General features: G+C 45.6%; 14 protein-coding genes. 12 read left to right on the plus strand and 2 right to left on the minus strand.

Features of this window, described 5'->3' with window-relative positions; genetic code table 11:
* Positions 1-72 precede the first annotated feature (72 nt).
* Entirely contained in the window at positions 73-507 is a 435-nt protein-coding gene (locus G8770_RS24670; protein WP_425050445.1) for an integrase domain-containing protein, read from the plus strand.
* A gap of 165 nt (positions 508-672) precedes the next feature.
* Here G8770_RS24670 and G8770_RS12520 read toward each other — a convergent pair whose 3' ends face one another.
* Positions 673-894, minus strand: a complete 222-nt coding sequence (locus G8770_RS12520; RefSeq protein ID WP_167187036.1) for a hypothetical protein — start codon at positions 892-894, stop codon at positions 673-675.
* 92 nt (positions 895-986) lie between these two features.
* Between G8770_RS12520 and G8770_RS12525 the strand changes: the two genes are divergently transcribed.
* The 9 genes from G8770_RS12525 to G8770_RS12565 all read left to right on the plus strand — a co-directional run bounded on the left by G8770_RS12525 (position 987) and on the right by G8770_RS12565 (position 13612).
* The gene (locus G8770_RS12525) at positions 987-1157 is read left to right on the plus strand and encodes an IncC plasmid conjugative DNA transfer DtrJ family protein (protein WP_208022233.1); all 171 of its coding nucleotides are present in this window, start codon (positions 987-989) and stop codon (positions 1155-1157) included.
* A 440-nt stretch (positions 1158-1597) separates the two neighbouring features.
* Positions 1598-3751, plus strand: coding sequence for a TonB-dependent receptor (locus G8770_RS12530; RefSeq protein WP_167187038.1), 2154 nt, complete (start codon positions 1598-1600; stop codon positions 3749-3751).
* A gap of 182 nt (positions 3752-3933) precedes the next feature.
* Entirely contained in the window at positions 3934-4881 is a 948-nt protein-coding gene (locus G8770_RS12535; RefSeq protein WP_167187040.1) for a VOC family protein, read from the plus strand.
* A gap of 85 nt (positions 4882-4966) precedes the next feature.
* Positions 4967-5821 (plus strand): fumarylacetoacetate hydrolase family protein, encoded by an 855-nt coding sequence (locus G8770_RS12540; RefSeq protein ID WP_167187043.1) that lies wholly within the window; start codon positions 4967-4969, stop codon positions 5819-5821.
* A gap of 720 nt (positions 5822-6541) precedes the next feature.
* Positions 6542-7888 (plus strand): amidohydrolase family protein, encoded by a 1347-nt coding sequence (locus tag G8770_RS12545; protein ID WP_208022234.1) that lies wholly within the window; start codon positions 6542-6544, stop codon positions 7886-7888.
* A 4-nt stretch (positions 7889-7892) separates the two neighbouring features.
* Complete coding sequence (locus G8770_RS12550) at positions 7893-8870, plus strand: alpha/beta hydrolase (RefSeq protein ID WP_167187046.1); 978 nt, start codon at positions 7893-7895, stop codon at positions 8868-8870.
* Between the two features lie 88 nt (positions 8871-8958).
* Positions 8959-9513, plus strand: a complete 555-nt coding sequence (locus G8770_RS12555) for a carboxymuconolactone decarboxylase family protein (RefSeq protein WP_167187049.1) — start codon at positions 8959-8961, stop codon at positions 9511-9513.
* 920 nt (positions 9514-10433) lie between these two features.
* Entirely contained in the window at positions 10434-11963 is a 1530-nt protein-coding gene (locus tag G8770_RS12560; protein ID WP_167187052.1) for an FAD-dependent oxidoreductase, read from the plus strand.
* Positions 11964-12331: 368 nt separating this feature from the next.
* The gene (locus G8770_RS12565; protein ID WP_208022235.1) at positions 12332-13612 is read left to right on the plus strand and encodes an MFS transporter; all 1281 of its coding nucleotides are present in this window, start codon (positions 12332-12334) and stop codon (positions 13610-13612) included.
* A 384-nt stretch (positions 13613-13996) separates the two neighbouring features.
* Here G8770_RS12565 and G8770_RS12570 read toward each other — a convergent pair whose 3' ends face one another.
* Complete coding sequence (locus tag G8770_RS12570; protein ID WP_167187055.1) at positions 13997-14917, minus strand: LysR family transcriptional regulator; 921 nt, start codon at positions 14915-14917, stop codon at positions 13997-13999.
* Between the two features lie 715 nt (positions 14918-15632).
* Between G8770_RS12570 and G8770_RS12575 the strand changes: the two genes are divergently transcribed.
* On the plus strand, positions 15633-15884 hold the full coding sequence (locus G8770_RS12575) for a hypothetical protein (RefSeq protein ID WP_167187058.1): 252 nt from the start codon (positions 15633-15635) through the stop codon (positions 15882-15884).
* A 244-nt stretch (positions 15885-16128) separates the two neighbouring features.
* A complete protein-coding gene (locus G8770_RS12580; protein ID WP_167187060.1) occupies positions 16129-17721 on the plus strand; it encodes an arylsulfatase in 1593 nt (530 codons plus the stop codon).
* Positions 17722-17898 lie beyond the last annotated feature (177 nt).

Here is a 17898-nt window from a genome sequence, read left to right on the forward strand (position 1 = left end):
AGATCCAATGTATTCTATGGCATTGTAGATCGTCAATTTGGCAGCAAAGATTCCAAGACCGTCTCGTCAGCGATGAGCTGCTGGTCAAAGTGTCATCCGACAAGCCTTGAGTTACAAGGGGCGTTTGGTTTGCGCCGGGAAGAAGCGATCAAGTTCGTTCCCGCATACGCTGACCAAGATAATCGTAGAGGGTTGAAGGCGTCGTGGACCAAAGGCGGTAAAGCCCGCGAGATCCCGGTTCTCACACCTGAGCAACGGTCTGTGCTTGACCGAGCGCATCGCCTGGCCGGATTCGCTGATCCCGGCACAGAACACGTACATACAACAGCTTCGACTGTACGAACGGCACACGGCCATGGCGGGGTTGTCCAAATTGAACGGATTGCGGCATGCCTATACCCAATAGCGCGACCAGCAATTGACGGGCTGGGCTTGTCCGGCTTTGGGCGGTCCTGTGGCGAGCCGTCGGGCACAGGATCATCAGGCAAGGCTCACCGTCAGCTTTGAGCTCGGTCACGCCCACAAGCAGATCAGTACCGTATATCTCGGTCGATAATTACCCTCAAAAACACGACACAGCGACTAGAGATTTACCGTTCTTGCGCAGAAGCCCTTCGGTAATGATGATCGGATTCATCATTACCGAAGGGCCGAATCGTGTGTATCCATCGTTTATTCACAGCGCGGCTGGCCGTCTTGCTCGGCAGTCTGACGGTTGTGGCTGCGAATATGGCAGCCCTTGGCGTCACGCCAACCCTCCCGACGTTCACCCGTGAGATTCAGATCAGTTGTTACACGTCTGCCGCGACGACCCTCGGGCAACGTGACCTGCTGACCGTCGCGGCCACCATTACCCTCCCGAAGGTTGTAGGCAATCTCGGTGAGGTGCTGCACCGGTTTTTACGGGGATCCGGGTATCGCTTGGCCGCCAGCGCCTTCCTGTATGAAGAGGCTCGCGCCATGCTCAGTCTGCCGGGAAAGTTTGTTTGTATATCACTGCCCCCAAGAAAGCCGCCATGCAGTTGATCATCATGGCTTGGGTATTTTATCTGGCGTTGCCGTTCAGTGGGTACCTGTCATGGATCATCTTAGCTTTCGTCGTCGCCTTCTGTGTTGCGATTACCATTACGGTCAGTATTTTCAAAAAGTATCTCTGATCCAAGATGAGATAGATTTGGTGGCCAGTTGATCATTAAGGGTTGATTGTAGAGTTGTTACCGCATAACCGGGTGCCTGCTGACAGGGTGTGAAGGCAGGACGCTTACGCTCAAATTGGTTGTGGAGCTGGGTAATTTGTCTAAAGCCTGTAAAGCAATGGGCGTATATCCCTGATTATTTCATTGTTTGAATAAGAGCTAGTCAGAATAGGACCTTTTTCGGATGTGTGGCTGCGTTGTACCATTCATAAAAGGTATCGAAGTAGTGAGTATGGCGTTCCGTAATATAAACAATGATTTATATTAACTTCCTAAAGCAGAGAATAAATGCCGTAAAACTGGCATTTATTCAGTGTGGAGTGTGGTTCTAGTAATTTATGTTTTAGAGCATGCAGCAACTATATAATTTTAATAATGTAATGAGATAGGGTAAATAATCTATGTTTATAAAAAAAATTACACCTAAAGCGGTGATTTCCACCAGTCTGATTCATATGATGTATTTCGGTATGAATTCGGCGACTGCGCAGACTTCTCAGCTTTCGAAAATTCAATTAGAAGAAATAGTGGTGACAGCTCAGAGAAGGGCTGAAAACTTAAGCGATGTGCCCGTTGCAATTTCGGCATTTACAGAAGATTCTCTCAGCCGGTTGGGTATTGATAATGTGCTGGATATTTCTGCTTCTATACCAAATACCCAAGTATCGGCATCACTTGGAGTTACATCGATCTTTTTACGTGGTATTGGTTCCAATGTGTTAGGAGTTGGAGCTGATTCAAGCATCGCATACCATTTGAATGGTGTTTACGTGGCTAGAGCTCGCGCTCAAACCGGTGGTTTTTTTGATGTAGAACGTATCGAAATTGTACGTGGCCCTCAAGGTGATCTATACGGCCGAAATGCGACTGGTGGATCCGTAAACGTTATTACGCGTAAGCCGACCGAAGAATTGACGGGAGGCTTATCGATATCCTACGGCAATTATAATGCTAGACGCCTTGAGGGCGTTGTCAGTGGCCCCATCGTAGAAAATACTGTACTGGCACGGTTCGCAGGTTTTTCCAGTCAGCGAGATGGTTATGGGGAGAACATCATCACTGGGAGTGAGGTCGATAATCTAGATGAATATGGTGGGCGTTTTAGTTTAGATATCACACCTACTTCAGAGCTTTCAATTGGCCTGGTTGGGGATTATTACAGTGCTGATGACAGTAATGGTATATCACATTATCTTGGCTCGGGTAGGCCTGATGTACAGCTTACGGCGTTGAAGTTCGGTGGAGTTGTACCCGACGATATCCGTGATATAGCTGCTGAAGAAGATGTGGGTCGTGATCTGACAGTCCAAGGTTTATCGGCAACTGTCTCCTATGATATCTCCGATAATTTGACGTTGAAATCGATTACTGGATATCGAGACTCAAAGAGCACAATGAGGAGCAGCATTCCAGGAGGAAGCGTACTAAATGCGATCATAACTCAGTATGAGGAGCAGGATCAAATTAGTCAGGAGTTCCAATTGCTTCTAAATGGCAATAACTGGGACATGGTGTTGGGGGGATACTATTTCAGGGAGAAGGTCATTGGTGATGTTTATTTCCCGCTCTACTTCGCACCAGGTGCAAAGTTCCATCAGGAAGGGGTTGGTGAGACCCGCTCTTACGCAGCATTTGCACATGTTAATTATGAGTTGAGCGATCGCTTTACGTTGATTGGCGGCCTGCGTTACAGCAAGGAAACACGCGAAGCGGATGGTGAATTCACTGATCCGTTTGTGCCGGTTCCAACTGGTGGAGAAAAAGACTGGGATGCGGTTACCCCAAAAGTTGGTATCCAATTTCACCCTAACAAAGACTTGATGCTCTACGCAAGCGCATCAAAAGGTTTTAAAAGTGGCTCCTTTATAATCGGTGCGGATGCTCCTCCGACCGATCCTGAATATCTGTGGAGTTATGAAGTGGGGTTGAAGGCTACATTATTGCAAGACAGGTTGCAGATGAACTTGGCTGCTTTTTATTATGACTATGAGGACCTTGTAGTAACACTGGTGAAAGGAACTCCTGGCGGTGGGACTGTTGTTTCTAACGAGAATGCGGCAGCGGCAACGATTCAGGGTTTTGAAGCAGAAGTGTCTCTGCAGGCTACCGAAGGGTTACGCCTAGATCTTTCATTAGGTTATCTCGATGCGGAATATGATGAATATTCTACCGCGGATCCTGTATATCCCGAGCGTGGTGAGCTTGATCTCTCAGGTAATCGTCTCACCAATTCTCCCAAGCTTACTGCGAGAATTGGTGCTGAGTATCGTGTCGGTAATTTAAGTGTCAGTGGCGATGTGGTTTTTTCTGATGAAGTATACTTTACACCTTTTAATGACAAGTCAAATGCTTATCGACCAAGCTACCAAATGGTGAATTCCCAAATAAAATACGATTTTGAGAGTGGTCTGAGTTTATCGATATTTGGTCACAATTTGACTGACGAAGAGGTTGTTGGAATACAAGCAATATCATCCAGTACATTTGGGTACCCAAAGCTTGGTCCGCTTTATGCCCCTAGAACTTTTGGTGTTAAAACAGAATGGATTTTTTGACTTGTAGTTCGCTGTAATAAGCGGTCTAAGGTTGAATTAGTAGGTCATCAAGCCTCTGTAGTGGTGGTGCTAGAGGCTGATGAGGCTAGGGCGAAAATAGGCTGTTGAAAGCCTGTGATGTACTTTAGCTCCAGCTGGTGAAGACTGATAAACAAATCCAGAACAAAATACAGGCTTGGAATATGGCTGTTCAATTTTTAAAACATGTTGCCCTCGCTATTCCAGAGGCGGATTGTGATAAAGCGGAAGAGTTTTACACAAACTTTGGTCTGGAATTACGGCGGCGGGGGGATCTGATGGCCTTTGCTTGCAAAGGTAGCCGGTATGATGCCGTAATTTTGGTTCCGGGGGCTAATCGCAAGCAGTTGCATCACGTTGCAATGGGCACGGATGAGGGCGGGTTGGCATGGATAAAGCAACGTTTAGCTCTAGAAGAAATCCCATTACTTGATGCGCCTGAGTGTATTGATGCACACGAGATTAGTGAAAATCGAATTTGGTTTCGCGATCCACACGGGGTTTTATTTCAAGTTGCGGTCTGTCCTCCAGAAAAAGCACCGGCACCGGAACCACAATTTCTCATTAATTCGCCGGGACATTTCAATCGTGTAGACGTCGGTGCGTTACCACCAAAATCAGACATTGCCGATGTTTGTCCACGAAAGCTTGGTCATGCGTTGTTATTTACTCCTAGTATTAGTGGTTCTATTCGCTTTCTGACAGATGTTCTTGGCATGCGATTATCTGACCGCTCAGAAGATGCCGTGGCGTTTTTACACTGCCAGGGCGGCAGTGATCACCATGTTTTGGCACTGGGGAGTTCGCATGACATTGGTTTTCATCATGCGAGTTTTATGGTGGGCTCCCCAGACGATGTTGGTGTAGGTGGCCAGCGGATGGTGGATAAAGGCTATGGGCCCAGCTGGGGGTTTGGTCGGCATGCCATCGGCTCGAATTTTTTCCATTATATACGCGATCCCTGGGGGAGTTATGCAGAGTACTACGCGGATATAGATTATATTGCGAACAGTGATACATGGGAGGCCCAAAACTGGCCAATCGAAGATTCACTTCACACCTGGGGGCCTAACCCGCCAGAGGATTTTGTGCACAATTACGAAGCTGGATAATCGTATATTAATGGCCGCTGGTGTAAGGTATTTGGAAAACCAACAAGCAAGCATCGTTCAACGTTTGTTATAAATAGGTAATAAAATGAAGTTAGTACGATTTGAATCAGAATCAGGGCCACGTACTGGTGTGGTTGTTGGTGATGGGATTATTGATTTAACGAAAATTAATGCCCCCTACACTGAGATGATGGAAATAATTGTGGCCGGACAACTGGCTTTGGCTGCGATCGAGGAAGCCATTATTGATGTTGAGCCCCACCGCCAGCTATCTTCCACACGATTATTGGCACCTATACATAGACCCGGAAAATTCCTTGCCATTGGCATGAACTACAAGAAACATCAGGAGGAAGCTGCCAGACTGGGAGTGGCGGAACAGGCCAAACAGGTCTGGTTCAATAAACAAACGTCTTGTATTTCCGGGCCTTATGATGAGATTGATCCGGGTGTTACTGAAAAGCTCGATTACGAAGTCGAACTGGGTTTGGTGATTGGCAAGCCTGCTAAAGGTGTGACGAAAGAGAATGCCCGTGATCATATATTCGGTTATATTGTGGTCAACGATGTCTCTGCGCGTGACTGGCAGTTTCATACACCTACGTTTACCATGGGAAAATCATTTGATACTCATGGCCCCATTGGCCCCTGGATTGTAACGGCTGACGAAGTGGCCGATCCACAAAACCTGAATTTATACTGCCGTGTAAATGGTGATATACGCCAATCCAATAACACTTCGCAAATGGTTCACGACATCGATTCACAAATCGAATATCTGTCGACTGCTTTCACCCTAGAGTCAGGTGATTTGATTGCCACGGGTACACCGGAAGGTGTTGGTGTTGCCATGGTCCCATCTGTTTTTCTACAGCCAGGTGATATTGTTAACTGTGAAATTGACTGTATAGGAAGTATTGAGAATAGAGTAAAAGGTTAGCTCTGATAGAGGGCTTAGCGAATTTATTACGGTAATATATTTTTACTTGTTGAATGGAGAAGTGTTCATAAATAAATGGAATAAATACCGTTTTCTGAATGTTTTTTGTATTTTTATTTATATAAAATATTTGAATAATAAGCTTTATTTCAAGGTTGGAATCCACGTTGTTGGGTCGCCTAATAAAGGACCGGTTATTACGCCACACATAAAAATATCATGTCAAATATAAGGGGTAGATGTTAGGTGGTCTGCCAGAAGGTGAGGTCATGTAATGTCGATCTCTTCGTTAATTTATCACTAAGAATGTCATTTTAATTGTTGGTGATTATGAGTAAGACTAAAGTTGGAAATTGTTGGTCATTTAGTTTTGTAACTAAAGTGAAGTCCGTATTCTCGTAATAAATTATTTTTAAAGACTATATTTGTAAGTTTTTAACGGAGAATCGGCGGTGGTAGAGTTTACAAAAATAACGAAATCTCAAAGGCTTTTAACGAAGGGGGCCGTGTAGTATCAGCTGAAATAAATAGGCTTGAAGTGCATAAAGGATTAAGAGGGGAAATATTCCAATAGCAAATTAATTTGGTGGGGCACTGGCAGTAGGTACTGCCGAGGCTTTCGTAATACCAACCGTTCTATGGGTGGTATATGTCAGAAAATACTGGGCAATTATTTTCTATTTAAAAAAATTGACGCCGGTTTAAGAGGGAAAAAGTTTCGTGAAAAATAAACTAACTCTTGTGAAGGGCGGTTGGATAATAAGCATGGATAAGGCTGTTGGAGATCTCCGTGGCGGTGATATTCTTATTCAGAATGGAAAAATCATTGATATAGGGCATAACATTGAAGCACCGGATGCAGACTGTATTGATGCTAAAGAAATGATTGTGTTGCCAGGCTTTGTAGATACCCATCGCCATACTTGGCAGAGTTGTATTCGTCACAGATATGCCGATATAGATCCTCTAGTCTACTTTCAAGAGGTGCTAGGAGAGATGGGGGGGGGGTTCACAGAAGAAGATGTTTATATCGGAACACTTCTAGGAGCTGTTTCAGCGTTGGAAACCGGTATTACTACAATGCTGGATTGGTCTCATATTCAGAACAGCCCAATACATTCTGATGCAGCCATTGCAGGTTTACGTGATTCAGGCATCCGTGGTGTCTTTGCTCACGGATGGCCGATGACTGAATGTTCGTCTTGGGTTTCCAATAGTCAACGAGGACATCCTGTTGATATACGTCGTTTGCGCGAGCGTTATTTTTCATCTGACGATCAGCTGCTGACACTCGCAATGGCAGCACGTGGGCCGGAGATGGCTGCGCCTGAGGTTTGGATGAGTGATTTACGGATGGCTAGAGAGCTAGGAATACGGTCATCTATTCATATGGGGGCTTATGCTCACAATGCAGTACGTGGTATTGAGAAAATGCACAAAGCTGGTGTATTGGATAATGACATGACATTTATTCATTGTTGCTTTAGTGATGCTGACGAAATTTCCATGATGGCTGATTCGGGAGTAAGCGCGTCCCTGGGGGTACATTGTGAGCTGAACGCTCAAGGTATTGGTGATATTCCCCTTGATCGAATGCTGGCAGTCGGTATAAGACCTAGCCTTAGTGGCGATACTGAAACGAAATGTTCCGGTGACATGTTTACGCAAATGCGTCATACCTTCGCTTATTATCGTTCATGGATGGGAGGGAAGCATTCTCAAATCAAAAATGCGCCTTCAACCATTTCGTTGCGTGACGTATTAGAATTCGCCACGGTTTCTGGCGCGAAGGCCAATGGACTTGAATCAAAGATTGGTTCACTTACACCTGGTAAGCAGGCTGATTTCATTATGATTCGTAGTACGGACCTCAATCTCACTCCTGTATCGGATGCCGTAGGCGCGGTAGTTTTAGCTGCACACCCTGGTAATGTCGACAGTGTCTTTGTCGCAGGTAAGCCACTAAAGCGTCATGGTTGTTTGCTGGATATTAACATTGAAGCTTTGAGAGCACGGGCTAGTCAGTCGCAACAACGAATTCTCTCAATGAAATCCAATATGAGGTAGTGTTATGGTTGGAACTGCACTGGATCCAGAATTAGAGGCAATTGTAAAGATGATGTCTCAGCTCAATGTGCCCCCCCCCTTTTCGGGAACAGCCGAAGATGCGAGGAGGCGGTTTGAAGTGGCGATTATGAGGGCGAGAGACGGGGTTGAATTACCGCAAGTCGGCTCCGCTGAGAATGGTATCGCAGAATACGATAATCAAAAAGTACCCATACGAGTTTATCGGCCTGTTGGCGAGCAAAGGATACTGCCCACGATTATTTTTTTTCATGGAGGGGGTTTTGTTTTAGGTAGCGTTGAACTGATGGATGACATAGCACGTAAGCTTTGCCGAGATGTTGATGCAGTGGTTGTCTCAGTAGATTTTCGATTGGCACCGGAGAATCGCTTTCCGGCCGCTCATGATGATGCGTTAACAGCTACTAATTGGGCTCTAGAGAATGCGTCTATACTTGGTGGCGACCCTAGCTGTGTAGCTGTGGCTGGTGAAAGTGCGGGTGCGAACCTTGCTGCCTCTACCGCAATATCACTAAGTGAGAAGGGCATAACTCTTGCCGCCCAGTTACTGATTGTACCGGGCGTTGATATGGCGCGCGACATTGAAGATCTTGAAGCGGATGGTCGACACTATCCAATGTTGCAACCTTCAGATCTAAAATTGATCACTCAGTTTTACCTTGGAAGTGGATGTTGCCGTGCCGATATTTTTCCGCCGTCGCCTTTGCGTGCAAAAGATTTTGTTGGCTTACCACCTGCTGTAATCGCCGTTGCTGGTCATGATCCTTTATACCAAGAAGGGTTGGCCTATGCTGAACGACTTGTTAAGGCCGGGGTGACCGTAGACCTTCACTGTTTTGAAGATATGTTTCATCCTTTTTTCGGATTTTATGAGGCTTCGAGTTCAGCCCGTAGAGCGAATGATAAAATTTGCCAAGCGTTTTCTGAATTGCTTCGAAAAGTGATTGGGCCATTAGTTTTATGATGAAACGATTATTCTAGGCCTCAAGTTAATCATTAAAAATCAACTCCAATGAGTTCCACGTTGAAATAAAAAAATCATAGGACAAATAATGAAGTGTAGACTACCAGAGTTTGACCAGAAAAACGCAACTGATGAACAAGAAGCTGTCCTTAAGAAAATTTTAAATGGACCTCGTGGTAATTTAGATGGGCCATTTTTGACCTGGATTCACAGTCCAGAGTTGGCGCAACAGGCTCAGGAGCTTGGGGCGTTTTGCAGGTATCAAACCGGACTTTCTATTAAACAGTCAGAATTAGCAATTTTATGTACTGCTGCACAGTGGCGATCACAGGCAGAGTGGTATATTCATTACCCTATCGCACTTCAAGCAGGGCTTGATGCCGATCTTTTGGAGCAAATTCGGATAGGAGAAAAACCTTCTTTCAAGCAGGAGGGGGAGGCGATTATCTGGCGAATTGTCAATGAAATTTATCATCAGAAAAGATTGTCAGATAGCACTTATCATAAAGCCAAATCGCTCTTTGGGACAAAGGTTTTGGTTAATTTGGTTGGCCTTCTGGGATACTACTCGATGGTGGCGATAACGCTAAATTTTTTCAATGTTAGAGCGCAAGGGCAAAATATTCTGCCTTTCTCAGAGTAGTTTATCTTTTGGTGAAATTGTTAATTCTATAATGATTAGTTATGAGAATCGTTAAGATATGGCTAAATTTAAAAGTCATTAAGATGTAATTGTCGACATCTTGATTATAAGAATTTTCTAGGTATGTGTCTTTCGTGTGATTTTTCATGGCTTAATAAAAATTATTAGAATTACCTAGTCTGCCTTTGAATGGGTGCCATTTTTTTAGAGTGCCGATGGCGTAATGATGCCTATTTTTTCTTCGGCGGCTCTCCCCTGTTTTGTGCCCCTTTTTACCTGCAATCTGCATTTCTGAAAGACGCGGGCAGAGCTAGCTCCCGTACGCGAGCATGAATTTCAATGCGCGTAGCAAATTGATGAAGCCTGCAATTAGAAACCTAACCTCCACGGATCGATCAGTTTGTAAATGAGTTGCTTTAAGTGAATCCGCAACATGACGCTCAGAATATACGTCTTGTACCAGATAGTCTCTTTTGAATATATTTTTCCAGATAGTGTTAAAACTACTGCCAAGGAATAATTTCCCGCAATCCTTTCAATGAATAGTTCTTTAGGTGTTTTCCGCTTTTTAACGGCGTATTCGGCTTAGGCAAGGGTCAGATGACTCATGATTTGGTGCCGGGAGGATGGTCGGGTTATTTTGAAATATTTTGGCTATTTATCAAAGGTACCTTAGGTTTAGCTAGGTGTTTATAAGCATAAATCCTATTGGTTCTTATTAGTTCAATATTCTCATAGGCTTTAGTCAGAATTAGATATTTTTCTTAGTATTTTTTCATGTGATACTCGTTTTATCCGATCAAGATGCATTATTAATTTAAAGGAATAGCCTATTTTTTAATACTGTCATGAAATCAATTATTCCAAAATGCTAATTGCTCAATGATAAACGAGATAAATATTTTCGAGGATAGATCCACATGAATGCAGATTTAATTGTAGTTGGTGCAGGCCCATCAGGACTTACGGTCGCTGCTGAGGTTGCGAAGCTGGGACTGAATGTGATCGTATTAGAGCGGCGAGAAGGCGGGCATTCGGAATCTCGAGCTGCTGGACTTGTTCCGCGTGTAACTGAACTGTTAGCCTCTAGAGGTGTTGCTGATCGTTTTTTTAAGGAGTCTAGTGAACAACAAGAGTGGCCCTTTCACCCTGGTCATATTTATGGCGGTGAGAGCGGGATAAAGTGGCGGGATAGTGAGTCTCGTTTTGATTTCTCACTTCGTATTCAGCAATGGCGAACAGAAAAGGTTCTTCTTGGCTGGTGTCTTGATGTCGGTGTGGATGTTCGTTTTGGTCATATTGTTGAAGATTTTGGTGAAGAGGGTGATGGTTACGCAGTGATGGCGCGTACTTCTTCCGGTGAGGAGGTCAGTCTTACAGCGAAGTACTTAGTTGGTGCTGATGGGGGACGCAGTTTTGTTCGGACGAAACTGGGTATACCTTTCATAGGGAAAGATGAGAGCTTTTTGGCAGTTGTTGCTGATGTGGTATCTGATTATCCAATAAAAACCAATACCGTTCATTATTCCGAAAATGGCTGGATTAGTGCTTATCCCATCGACGAAAGTAAGTTTCGGTTTATAGGCGTTCACGCAAAACTAGGTTCTATTGATGTTTCACCGGCCAAGGGTAGTCCGGTTACTGTTGATGAAGTAAAACGCTATTTATGTGACTTACTCCCTGACATCGTTAATGTCGATGATATGAATATTAAGGGCTTATCTTGGTCAAATCGTTTTGGTGATGCATTGCGTAGCGTATCGACTTTTCGCTCTGGGCGCGCGTTTCTAGTTGGTGAGGCTTGTCGGATTCATTATCCAGCAAGTGGTGTTGGTATGAACTTCTGTTTGCAAGATGCTTTCAACTTAGGCTGGAAATTGGCCTATGTGTTGAAAGGCTACTCAGATCCGTCATTGCTGGACAGTTTTGAGTCGGAACGTAAACCTGTTATGGACAGATTTTTGCAGAGTATAGACTCACAATGTACGTTACAGTTTACCTTTACCGAGGGCGGAAAGGCGCATAGAGACCATTTTCGGGAGTATCTACTACCATTACCAGAAGTTAAGAAACATTTTGTGCGAGAGCTCAGCGGCCTGACCCATCCTTATGACTCAGAAAAGGGCTCCCATTTACTCAGTGGCGAACGTCTTCCCGATTTTGATCTCATTTTAAGAGATGGAAGATGCAGCTGGGTGGGTAACGAGTTGCATGATTCAGAATTTGTTCTTTTGGATCTAAGCGGTGAAAATGTATTTCAATCTTTGAATGTTGAGGCAGTAGCTCCCGTCAGAGTTGTCTGCGGGCATGGCAGTATGCTACCTGAAGTGATGATTGGGGTTAAGGCATTACTGATACGCCCTGATTCTTATGTTGCCTGGGCTACGGATACTACCCCGTCGTTAACTGAAGTTGAGGAAGTTTTGTCCAAATGGATTCGATTACCCTAACTATAATACTTATTGAATAATATAGACGCAATTGAGCGTGCTTAAATTATAGGGGCGGAATCACCAGAGTAAATATCTACGCAGTATCTGTGAATGTTGAACATGGTAGGCGATTTATATCTGAGCTAATAGGGTTGTTGCTTCAATTATTTGGAAGGTTGCGTGTCGTCTATAATCTGTCCAGTATGTACTTTAATCAACAATCGAGAAATCCCTTGGGCAACAACAGAACTGGAATACACTCAGTTGACCATTATTGCGGTAACAGAAGTGTGTGGTTAAGTCTATGTTGAAACCTTAGACTTTTGACATTCAAGAATTTGCACACTTGTATTTTTCTCAAATTATATGACTAAAGGAACAGAAAGTTGACAAATCAGAAAATAGCTGAATTTCGGCGAGGTTGGCCGATGCTGATGGCTTCGACTGTAGGTATCGGGCTGGGTGTGTCCAGCCTGGCCATCTACTCTGCCGGCCTATTCGTCCACGATCTTGGCAACGACATTGGCTTGACTACCGCTATGTTTGGTCTTGCATTCTCACTACTTGCTTTTGGCACAGCGCTAGCGATACCCGTCGTTGGATATGCTATCGACAAATTCGGAGTCAAGAAACCAACGATTGTCGGAGCGCTGGGTTTGGCTGTCGGATTTTTCGCGATGGGAACTGTCGTTCATACCGTGCCGGCCTACCTCGCCACCATGGGACTGATTGGCTTTTTCGGCGCGAGCTCTGGTCCTATTGCGTTTGCACGTGCTGTAAGTAGCTGGTTCGATCAGGCTCGCGGGCTAGCTCTTGGCATCGCGATGATGGGTATGGGGCTTGGTGGTGCAATCATTCCAATAACAATAGGCCGAGTTATCGATATTTATGGCTGGCAGAATGGTTACCTTGTTCTAGCTGCCATGGCGGCATTAGGTATTCTTCCTACTCTGCTTTTCGTTAGTGAAGCGCCTCCTCCTAAAAATGAATCACTTGTCGACAGTGTTTTAATTGAGGATAAAAAATCCTTTATTCCTCTACGGGGAAATATTTTATTCTGGCAATTAGTGGTTACCTACGGGGTGTTGGCAGTAGCATTCACCGGATTGATTCCCCACTTTGTACCCATGCTTCGCGATTCCGGTATGAGTGCAGCTGATGCCGCGTCTATTTTTTCTCTGGTTGGAATTTCTGTCATTGTCAGTAGGCTGGCGATTGGTTTCCTCTTGGATATAATCGAGCCCACACGGTTGGCAGCTTTCTTATGTATATTGTGCGCGATTGGAGTTGCTGCTTTGTCTGTCGGGGGGGTTGTTTATGCTCCTGTAGCTGCAATTTCAACGGGATTCATGCTGGGGGCTGAATTGGATATATTGGGCTATATCATTTCCCGCTACTTCGGCCTCGCTGCATTTGGGCGAGCGTATGCTGGCCCATTTACAGCGTTCCTCATAGGCGGTGGCCTCGCACCAATTTGGGTTGGGACTGTAGCCGAACAAGCCGGTAGCTATACTCCTGCGCTCACTATTATCACAGCGCTGACGCTGCTGTGTGGGGTTGGATTCCTTTTCCTTCCCTCTGCGCGTAAAACGAAGACCCAGCTACCTGGAGGTAATTGTGTCAAACCGGGGACCTCGCCAAAAGCCAGCTGTGAGTCGGACCTTTAGCCGCTCGGCATCTTAAATATCCAACAGGGCGGTCGGATAACCAGGCTTAGCCTGATCGCACCTGAGATCCATACTCTCGAGCGAGATGGGTGGGAACTTAATGGATTTATATGGGCGCTAGAGCCCACTCAATTGCTATGTTCTTATTAAGCCAGAGTGGTACGGATGATAGGAGGGGGAATGTTTATGAAGCACCAATCTGCTACTTTTCGAACCCCGATCTACTGGCACTTTAATGTCAGGACGCATCAGAGAGAATGACACCTAGCATTACGTCATTGGAAATGGCATAACTTCAACCGAGCCCGAGCAAGCAAAAAGCTCGTGTAGCTGTGGTTTGGAGCGAATTGCAATTGTTTTTGGCTGTCGGCACCTCTACACGGATTAAGGTTGTACTGGCTCGACATGGCGCTGCAGAAAATCGATCAGCAGCCTTGTGCGATTGAGGACGTGCCGATTCGGATACAGCAACCACAAGCACGGTCTACCTTCGTTTGAGTATACGCATCTATACTCGGGCATTAGTTCCACTAGACGACCAGCAGCAATGTCATCTTTCACCAGTGGCTTACCCAGGCGTGCAATGCCCATCGATTCTCGTGCCATATTGAGTAATACAGCGTAGCTGTTTGCTTCGACAAAGGGCTCGATTGATTGCCCCACTAGTTCTTTTCCGAATAGGAAGTTCCAGCTGCGAGGTTCGTCGGAAAAATGCACCAAACAATCATGTTTCTCTAATGCTTCAGGGCTCAAAGGATAGCCTCGTCGTTTCAAGTATGCTGGCGTTGCGCACAGAACCCGCTCGAAAGGCTGTAGGGGCTTTGCGATTAGGCTGCAGTCTGGGATGCGCCCTGCATGAACTGCTAAGTCGTAATCATCTTCGATTAGGTTGACCAAAGTGTCTGTCGTGGTGATCGAAAGTCGAATCAGTGGGTACTCTGCGCAAAAGCGTGCTAGAAAAAACGGCAAAAATTCGCTAGCAGCGTATTGAGTGGCGACAAGGCGGATCAACCCCGATGGTTTTTTTTGAAGTACTGCGATCTCATCCAACATCTTAGATTGTGCCTCTTGAGACCGACGCGCCCATTCCAACGCAATGCTTCCTGCTTCGGTGATCTTCATGTTTCGCGTAGTGCGTTCGAATAACCGCGTACTTAATGCCGATTCTAATTTCGCGATTTTTCGGGTGGCGAGTGAAGGAGACATATTTAATACCCGTGCAGCTGAAGCGATGCTGCCATGTTGCGCTATCATTACGAACAGTTCGAGAAGTTCAGGGGATATTGATGAACCTTTTCTTGTCATGAGAGTATTACTTTTATAATGAGTTGTTGAAAGTTCTAAACTATTTCAGATTAGGAATTGAATTCTTTAAATGATGACGCACGTATTTTTGACGTGGCGTCTACATCTTGATTACTTTCGAGTATACTTAAACATGCTCACATGTAAAGCGTTCATGGATTTGTCAAAACTAAGTCGTATGTCACCATTATTAGAGGTTGGAAAATCTAGATTAACGTTAGAAGATATTTTTCCAAATATAAATATTGTATTTTTATCGAAGTGTCGGAAGGTATTGATTTTTGGGGATTTTATGAAAAATATAGGTGAAATTTACGAGATTTTTTTTTCAGACTGGAGGTGGGTTGGTTAAGGGGTTTTCAATCAAAGATCATATTCACAAGCTACTGGTTATTCCTTGAAATTCAGTGTGTGAATATGTAGGTGTTCTTAAAGGAAAATCGGGATGCGGATATTTAGGAAATATTCTCAGGTATAACGAGATTTTAATGGTCGTCATTTTTGGGAAAGATGGAGCAGTATGAGTACTGTCGGATTTAATGAGTAGATGATCCTGAGTATATTAAGAGAAAAAGCTGAATGAGAAAAGACAAGGAGATATTCTTCACCACAGGGAAAGGATTTTTATTAATCGAAGGAAAGAGAGTTTTAACGAATTCCTCCCGTTCGACAAATCGAACCGCGATTTAGACAACCGCTGGTGACCCGAATTCGAATGCCTCATTTTTATGGTGGGTTGGCGTGCGCGTCAGCAGTATGGCAGCGTGGCAGTCAGGCGATGGACGAGTACTTTCAATTGATCAGTGAGCGTCTGACACATCAGGCGTGGTGGTACGGTGATGACTGGTCGGTGATGGATGCTACCTCTACTGGTGTTTTTGGCGCGTGGAAGGCGCACATTATGACGTCAGTCGTTATCCGGCGTTTGTCGATCACGCCCGACGTATGTCCGAACGCCCCTCAGTGAAGCGTGCTTTGGCTCGTGAACAAGCCGCAGAAGAGACTCTGAAGTGGGAAGGCCTGCTGTTCACGCCGCCGCCAAGCCCTGTGACGCGTTAAACAAACCACGGTTTGACATTTTGGCCTTAGCCGTTGTGTGTTGATGAATGGCCAACGGTTCGCAATGATGGACAGTTCACCGTGAATGATCGTCAGCAATAGCGAGTGACGAACAAATAACCACTAATAATAGCCTTATCGGAAAGGTAGTCATGAATAAATGTATCTGGATAGTCAATGTCATTCTTTCTCTGTTTCTAACCTCAGCCTTTGCAGAGTCACGGCGTCCCAATGTCCTGCTGGTGGTAGCCGATGACCTGGGTTATACCGATCTGGGCAGCTTCGGTGGCGAAATTGAAACCCCCAACCTCGACGTGTTGGCAAAATCTGGCCTGCGTTTGAGTCAATTTTACACTGCGGCTACCTGCTCCCCGACCCGGGCCATGTTGATGACCGGTGTGGATCACCACAAGGTTGGTCTCGGTACTATGGCTGAAGCCTTAGCGCCTAATCAACGGGGTAAACTGGGTTATGAGGGTCATCTGAATGACCGAGCAGCCTTTCTCCCGAATGTTTTTGCTGACGCAGGTTACCGCACATTGATGAGTGGTAAGTGGCATCTGGGGCACGACGAAGCCCACAGCCCCACGGCGAGGGGGTTCCACAAGTCCTTCGCATTGTTGGATGGTGGTGCGGGTCACTTTTCCGATCTCGGCATCGCTTCCATGCACGCCGCATACCGGGAAAATGGTGAGCCGGTAACGCTGCCGGACGATTTTTATTCGTCGCGTTTTTACACTGACAAGATGATTGAATACATCGAAACGGAGCGAGAGAGCGGCAAGCCTTTTTTTGGTTATCTGGCCTATACCGCTCCGCACTGGCCTCTGCAAGCGCCAGACGCCTCTATTGCCAAGTACAAAAACCGTTACGCTCAGGGGTATGACCAACTCCATCGTCAGCGCGTGAAAAATGCCAAAGCTCTGGGGCTCACCTCCGATGCCGCGGCGACGGCGCCTCGCCAGCCGGGTCAAAAGCCCTGGCAAGAGCTGACTCAGGAAGAACAAAAGATTGAGCAGCGAACAATGGAAATCTACGCTGCCATGGTCGATGACATGGATCGACACTTTGGCCGACTCATCAATTACTTAAAGGATATCGGCGAACTGGATAGTACGATCATTTTCTTTATGTCGGACAATGGTGCAGAAGGGGCCAATCTGGATAAAAAGTACAAACGGTTCCGCCAGCATGTCGAGACTTGTTGTGATAACCGCTACGAGAACATGGGCAAGGCCAATTCCTATCTGTTTCAGGGGCCCAATTGGGCGCGCGCTTCTGTGGGGCCCGCTCGTGATTACAAAGGTTCGGTCTCGGAAGGTGGGATACATGCCCCCGCGTTTGTCTGGTATTCCGGCATGCAAAACGCGCACAGCATTTCGGATCAATTCGTGACGGTTAAAGACGTGCTGCCAACTTTGCTTGACCTGGCCAGCATTCCACTGCCTTCTGGCAAAGAATTGTCGGTGGAAGGGCGTTTATTTTTGACATCGTCTCAAAATGTCAGTGCCGATATGGGCTGGGAATTGTTTGGCGGTAAAGCCTACCGTCAGGGACACTGGAAGTTGGTACACCGCTCGCCAATGCAAGGTGGCAAAGGTTGGCAATTATACAACTTGAAGAACGATCCGCTTGAACAGTCTGATCTGTCTGAACAACACCCACAGAAATTACAAAACATGATGCAGCTCTGGCAGGATTACGAAAAACGCAATCAACTTATATACCCAACATTCAAACATTAACTTGAGGTAAACAGATGTGACTTTCCGCTATACATCGTGTGGTAACTGGCCACGATCAAGACGGTAATGCCTACGCTGTATTCAACGGCGATTTACCCCATGTGGAAGAAATTACAGCAATTCCCGGCACCGTCTTTCACGAAGTCTGGAGTACCGAGGGGACTCCGGCCAGGGTTG

Origin of the sequence: Pseudomaricurvus hydrocarbonicus (assembly GCF_011602365.1) — a bacterium.
GTDB classification, from domain to species: domain Bacteria; phylum Pseudomonadota; class Gammaproteobacteria; order Pseudomonadales; family Cellvibrionaceae; genus Pseudomaricurvus; species Pseudomaricurvus hydrocarbonicus.

Bases quoted from the DNA above. Each gene is read 5' to 3' on its own strand.
- G8770_RS24670 (WP_425050445.1), top strand. From the start codon at position 73: ATGAGCTGCTGGTCAAAGTGTCATCCGACAAGCCTTGAGTTACAAGGG.
- G8770_RS12530 (WP_167187038.1), top strand. From the start codon at position 1,598: ATGTTTATAAAAAAAATTACACCTAAAGCGGTGATTTCCACCAGTCTG.
- G8770_RS12535 (WP_167187040.1), top strand. From the start codon at position 3,934: ATGGCTGTTCAATTTTTAAAACATGTTGCCCTCGCTATTCCAGAGGCG.
- G8770_RS12540 (WP_167187043.1), top strand. From the start codon at position 4,967: ATGAAGTTAGTACGATTTGAATCAGAATCAGGGCCACGTACTGGTGTG.
- G8770_RS12550 (WP_167187046.1), top strand. From the start codon at position 7,893: ATGGTTGGAACTGCACTGGATCCAGAATTAGAGGCAATTGTAAAGATG.
- G8770_RS12555 (WP_167187049.1), top strand. From the start codon at position 8,959: ATGAAGTGTAGACTACCAGAGTTTGACCAGAAAAACGCAACTGATGAA.
- G8770_RS12560 (WP_167187052.1), top strand. From the start codon at position 10,434: ATGAATGCAGATTTAATTGTAGTTGGTGCAGGCCCATCAGGACTTACG.
- G8770_RS12570 (WP_167187055.1), bottom strand. From the start codon at position 14,917: ATGACAAGAAAAGGTTCATCAATATCCCCTGAACTTCTCGAACTGTTC.
- G8770_RS12575 (WP_167187058.1), top strand. From the start codon at position 15,633: ATGCCTCATTTTTATGGTGGGTTGGCGTGCGCGTCAGCAGTATGGCAG.
- G8770_RS12580 (WP_167187060.1), top strand. From the start codon at position 16,129: ATGAATAAATGTATCTGGATAGTCAATGTCATTCTTTCTCTGTTTCTA.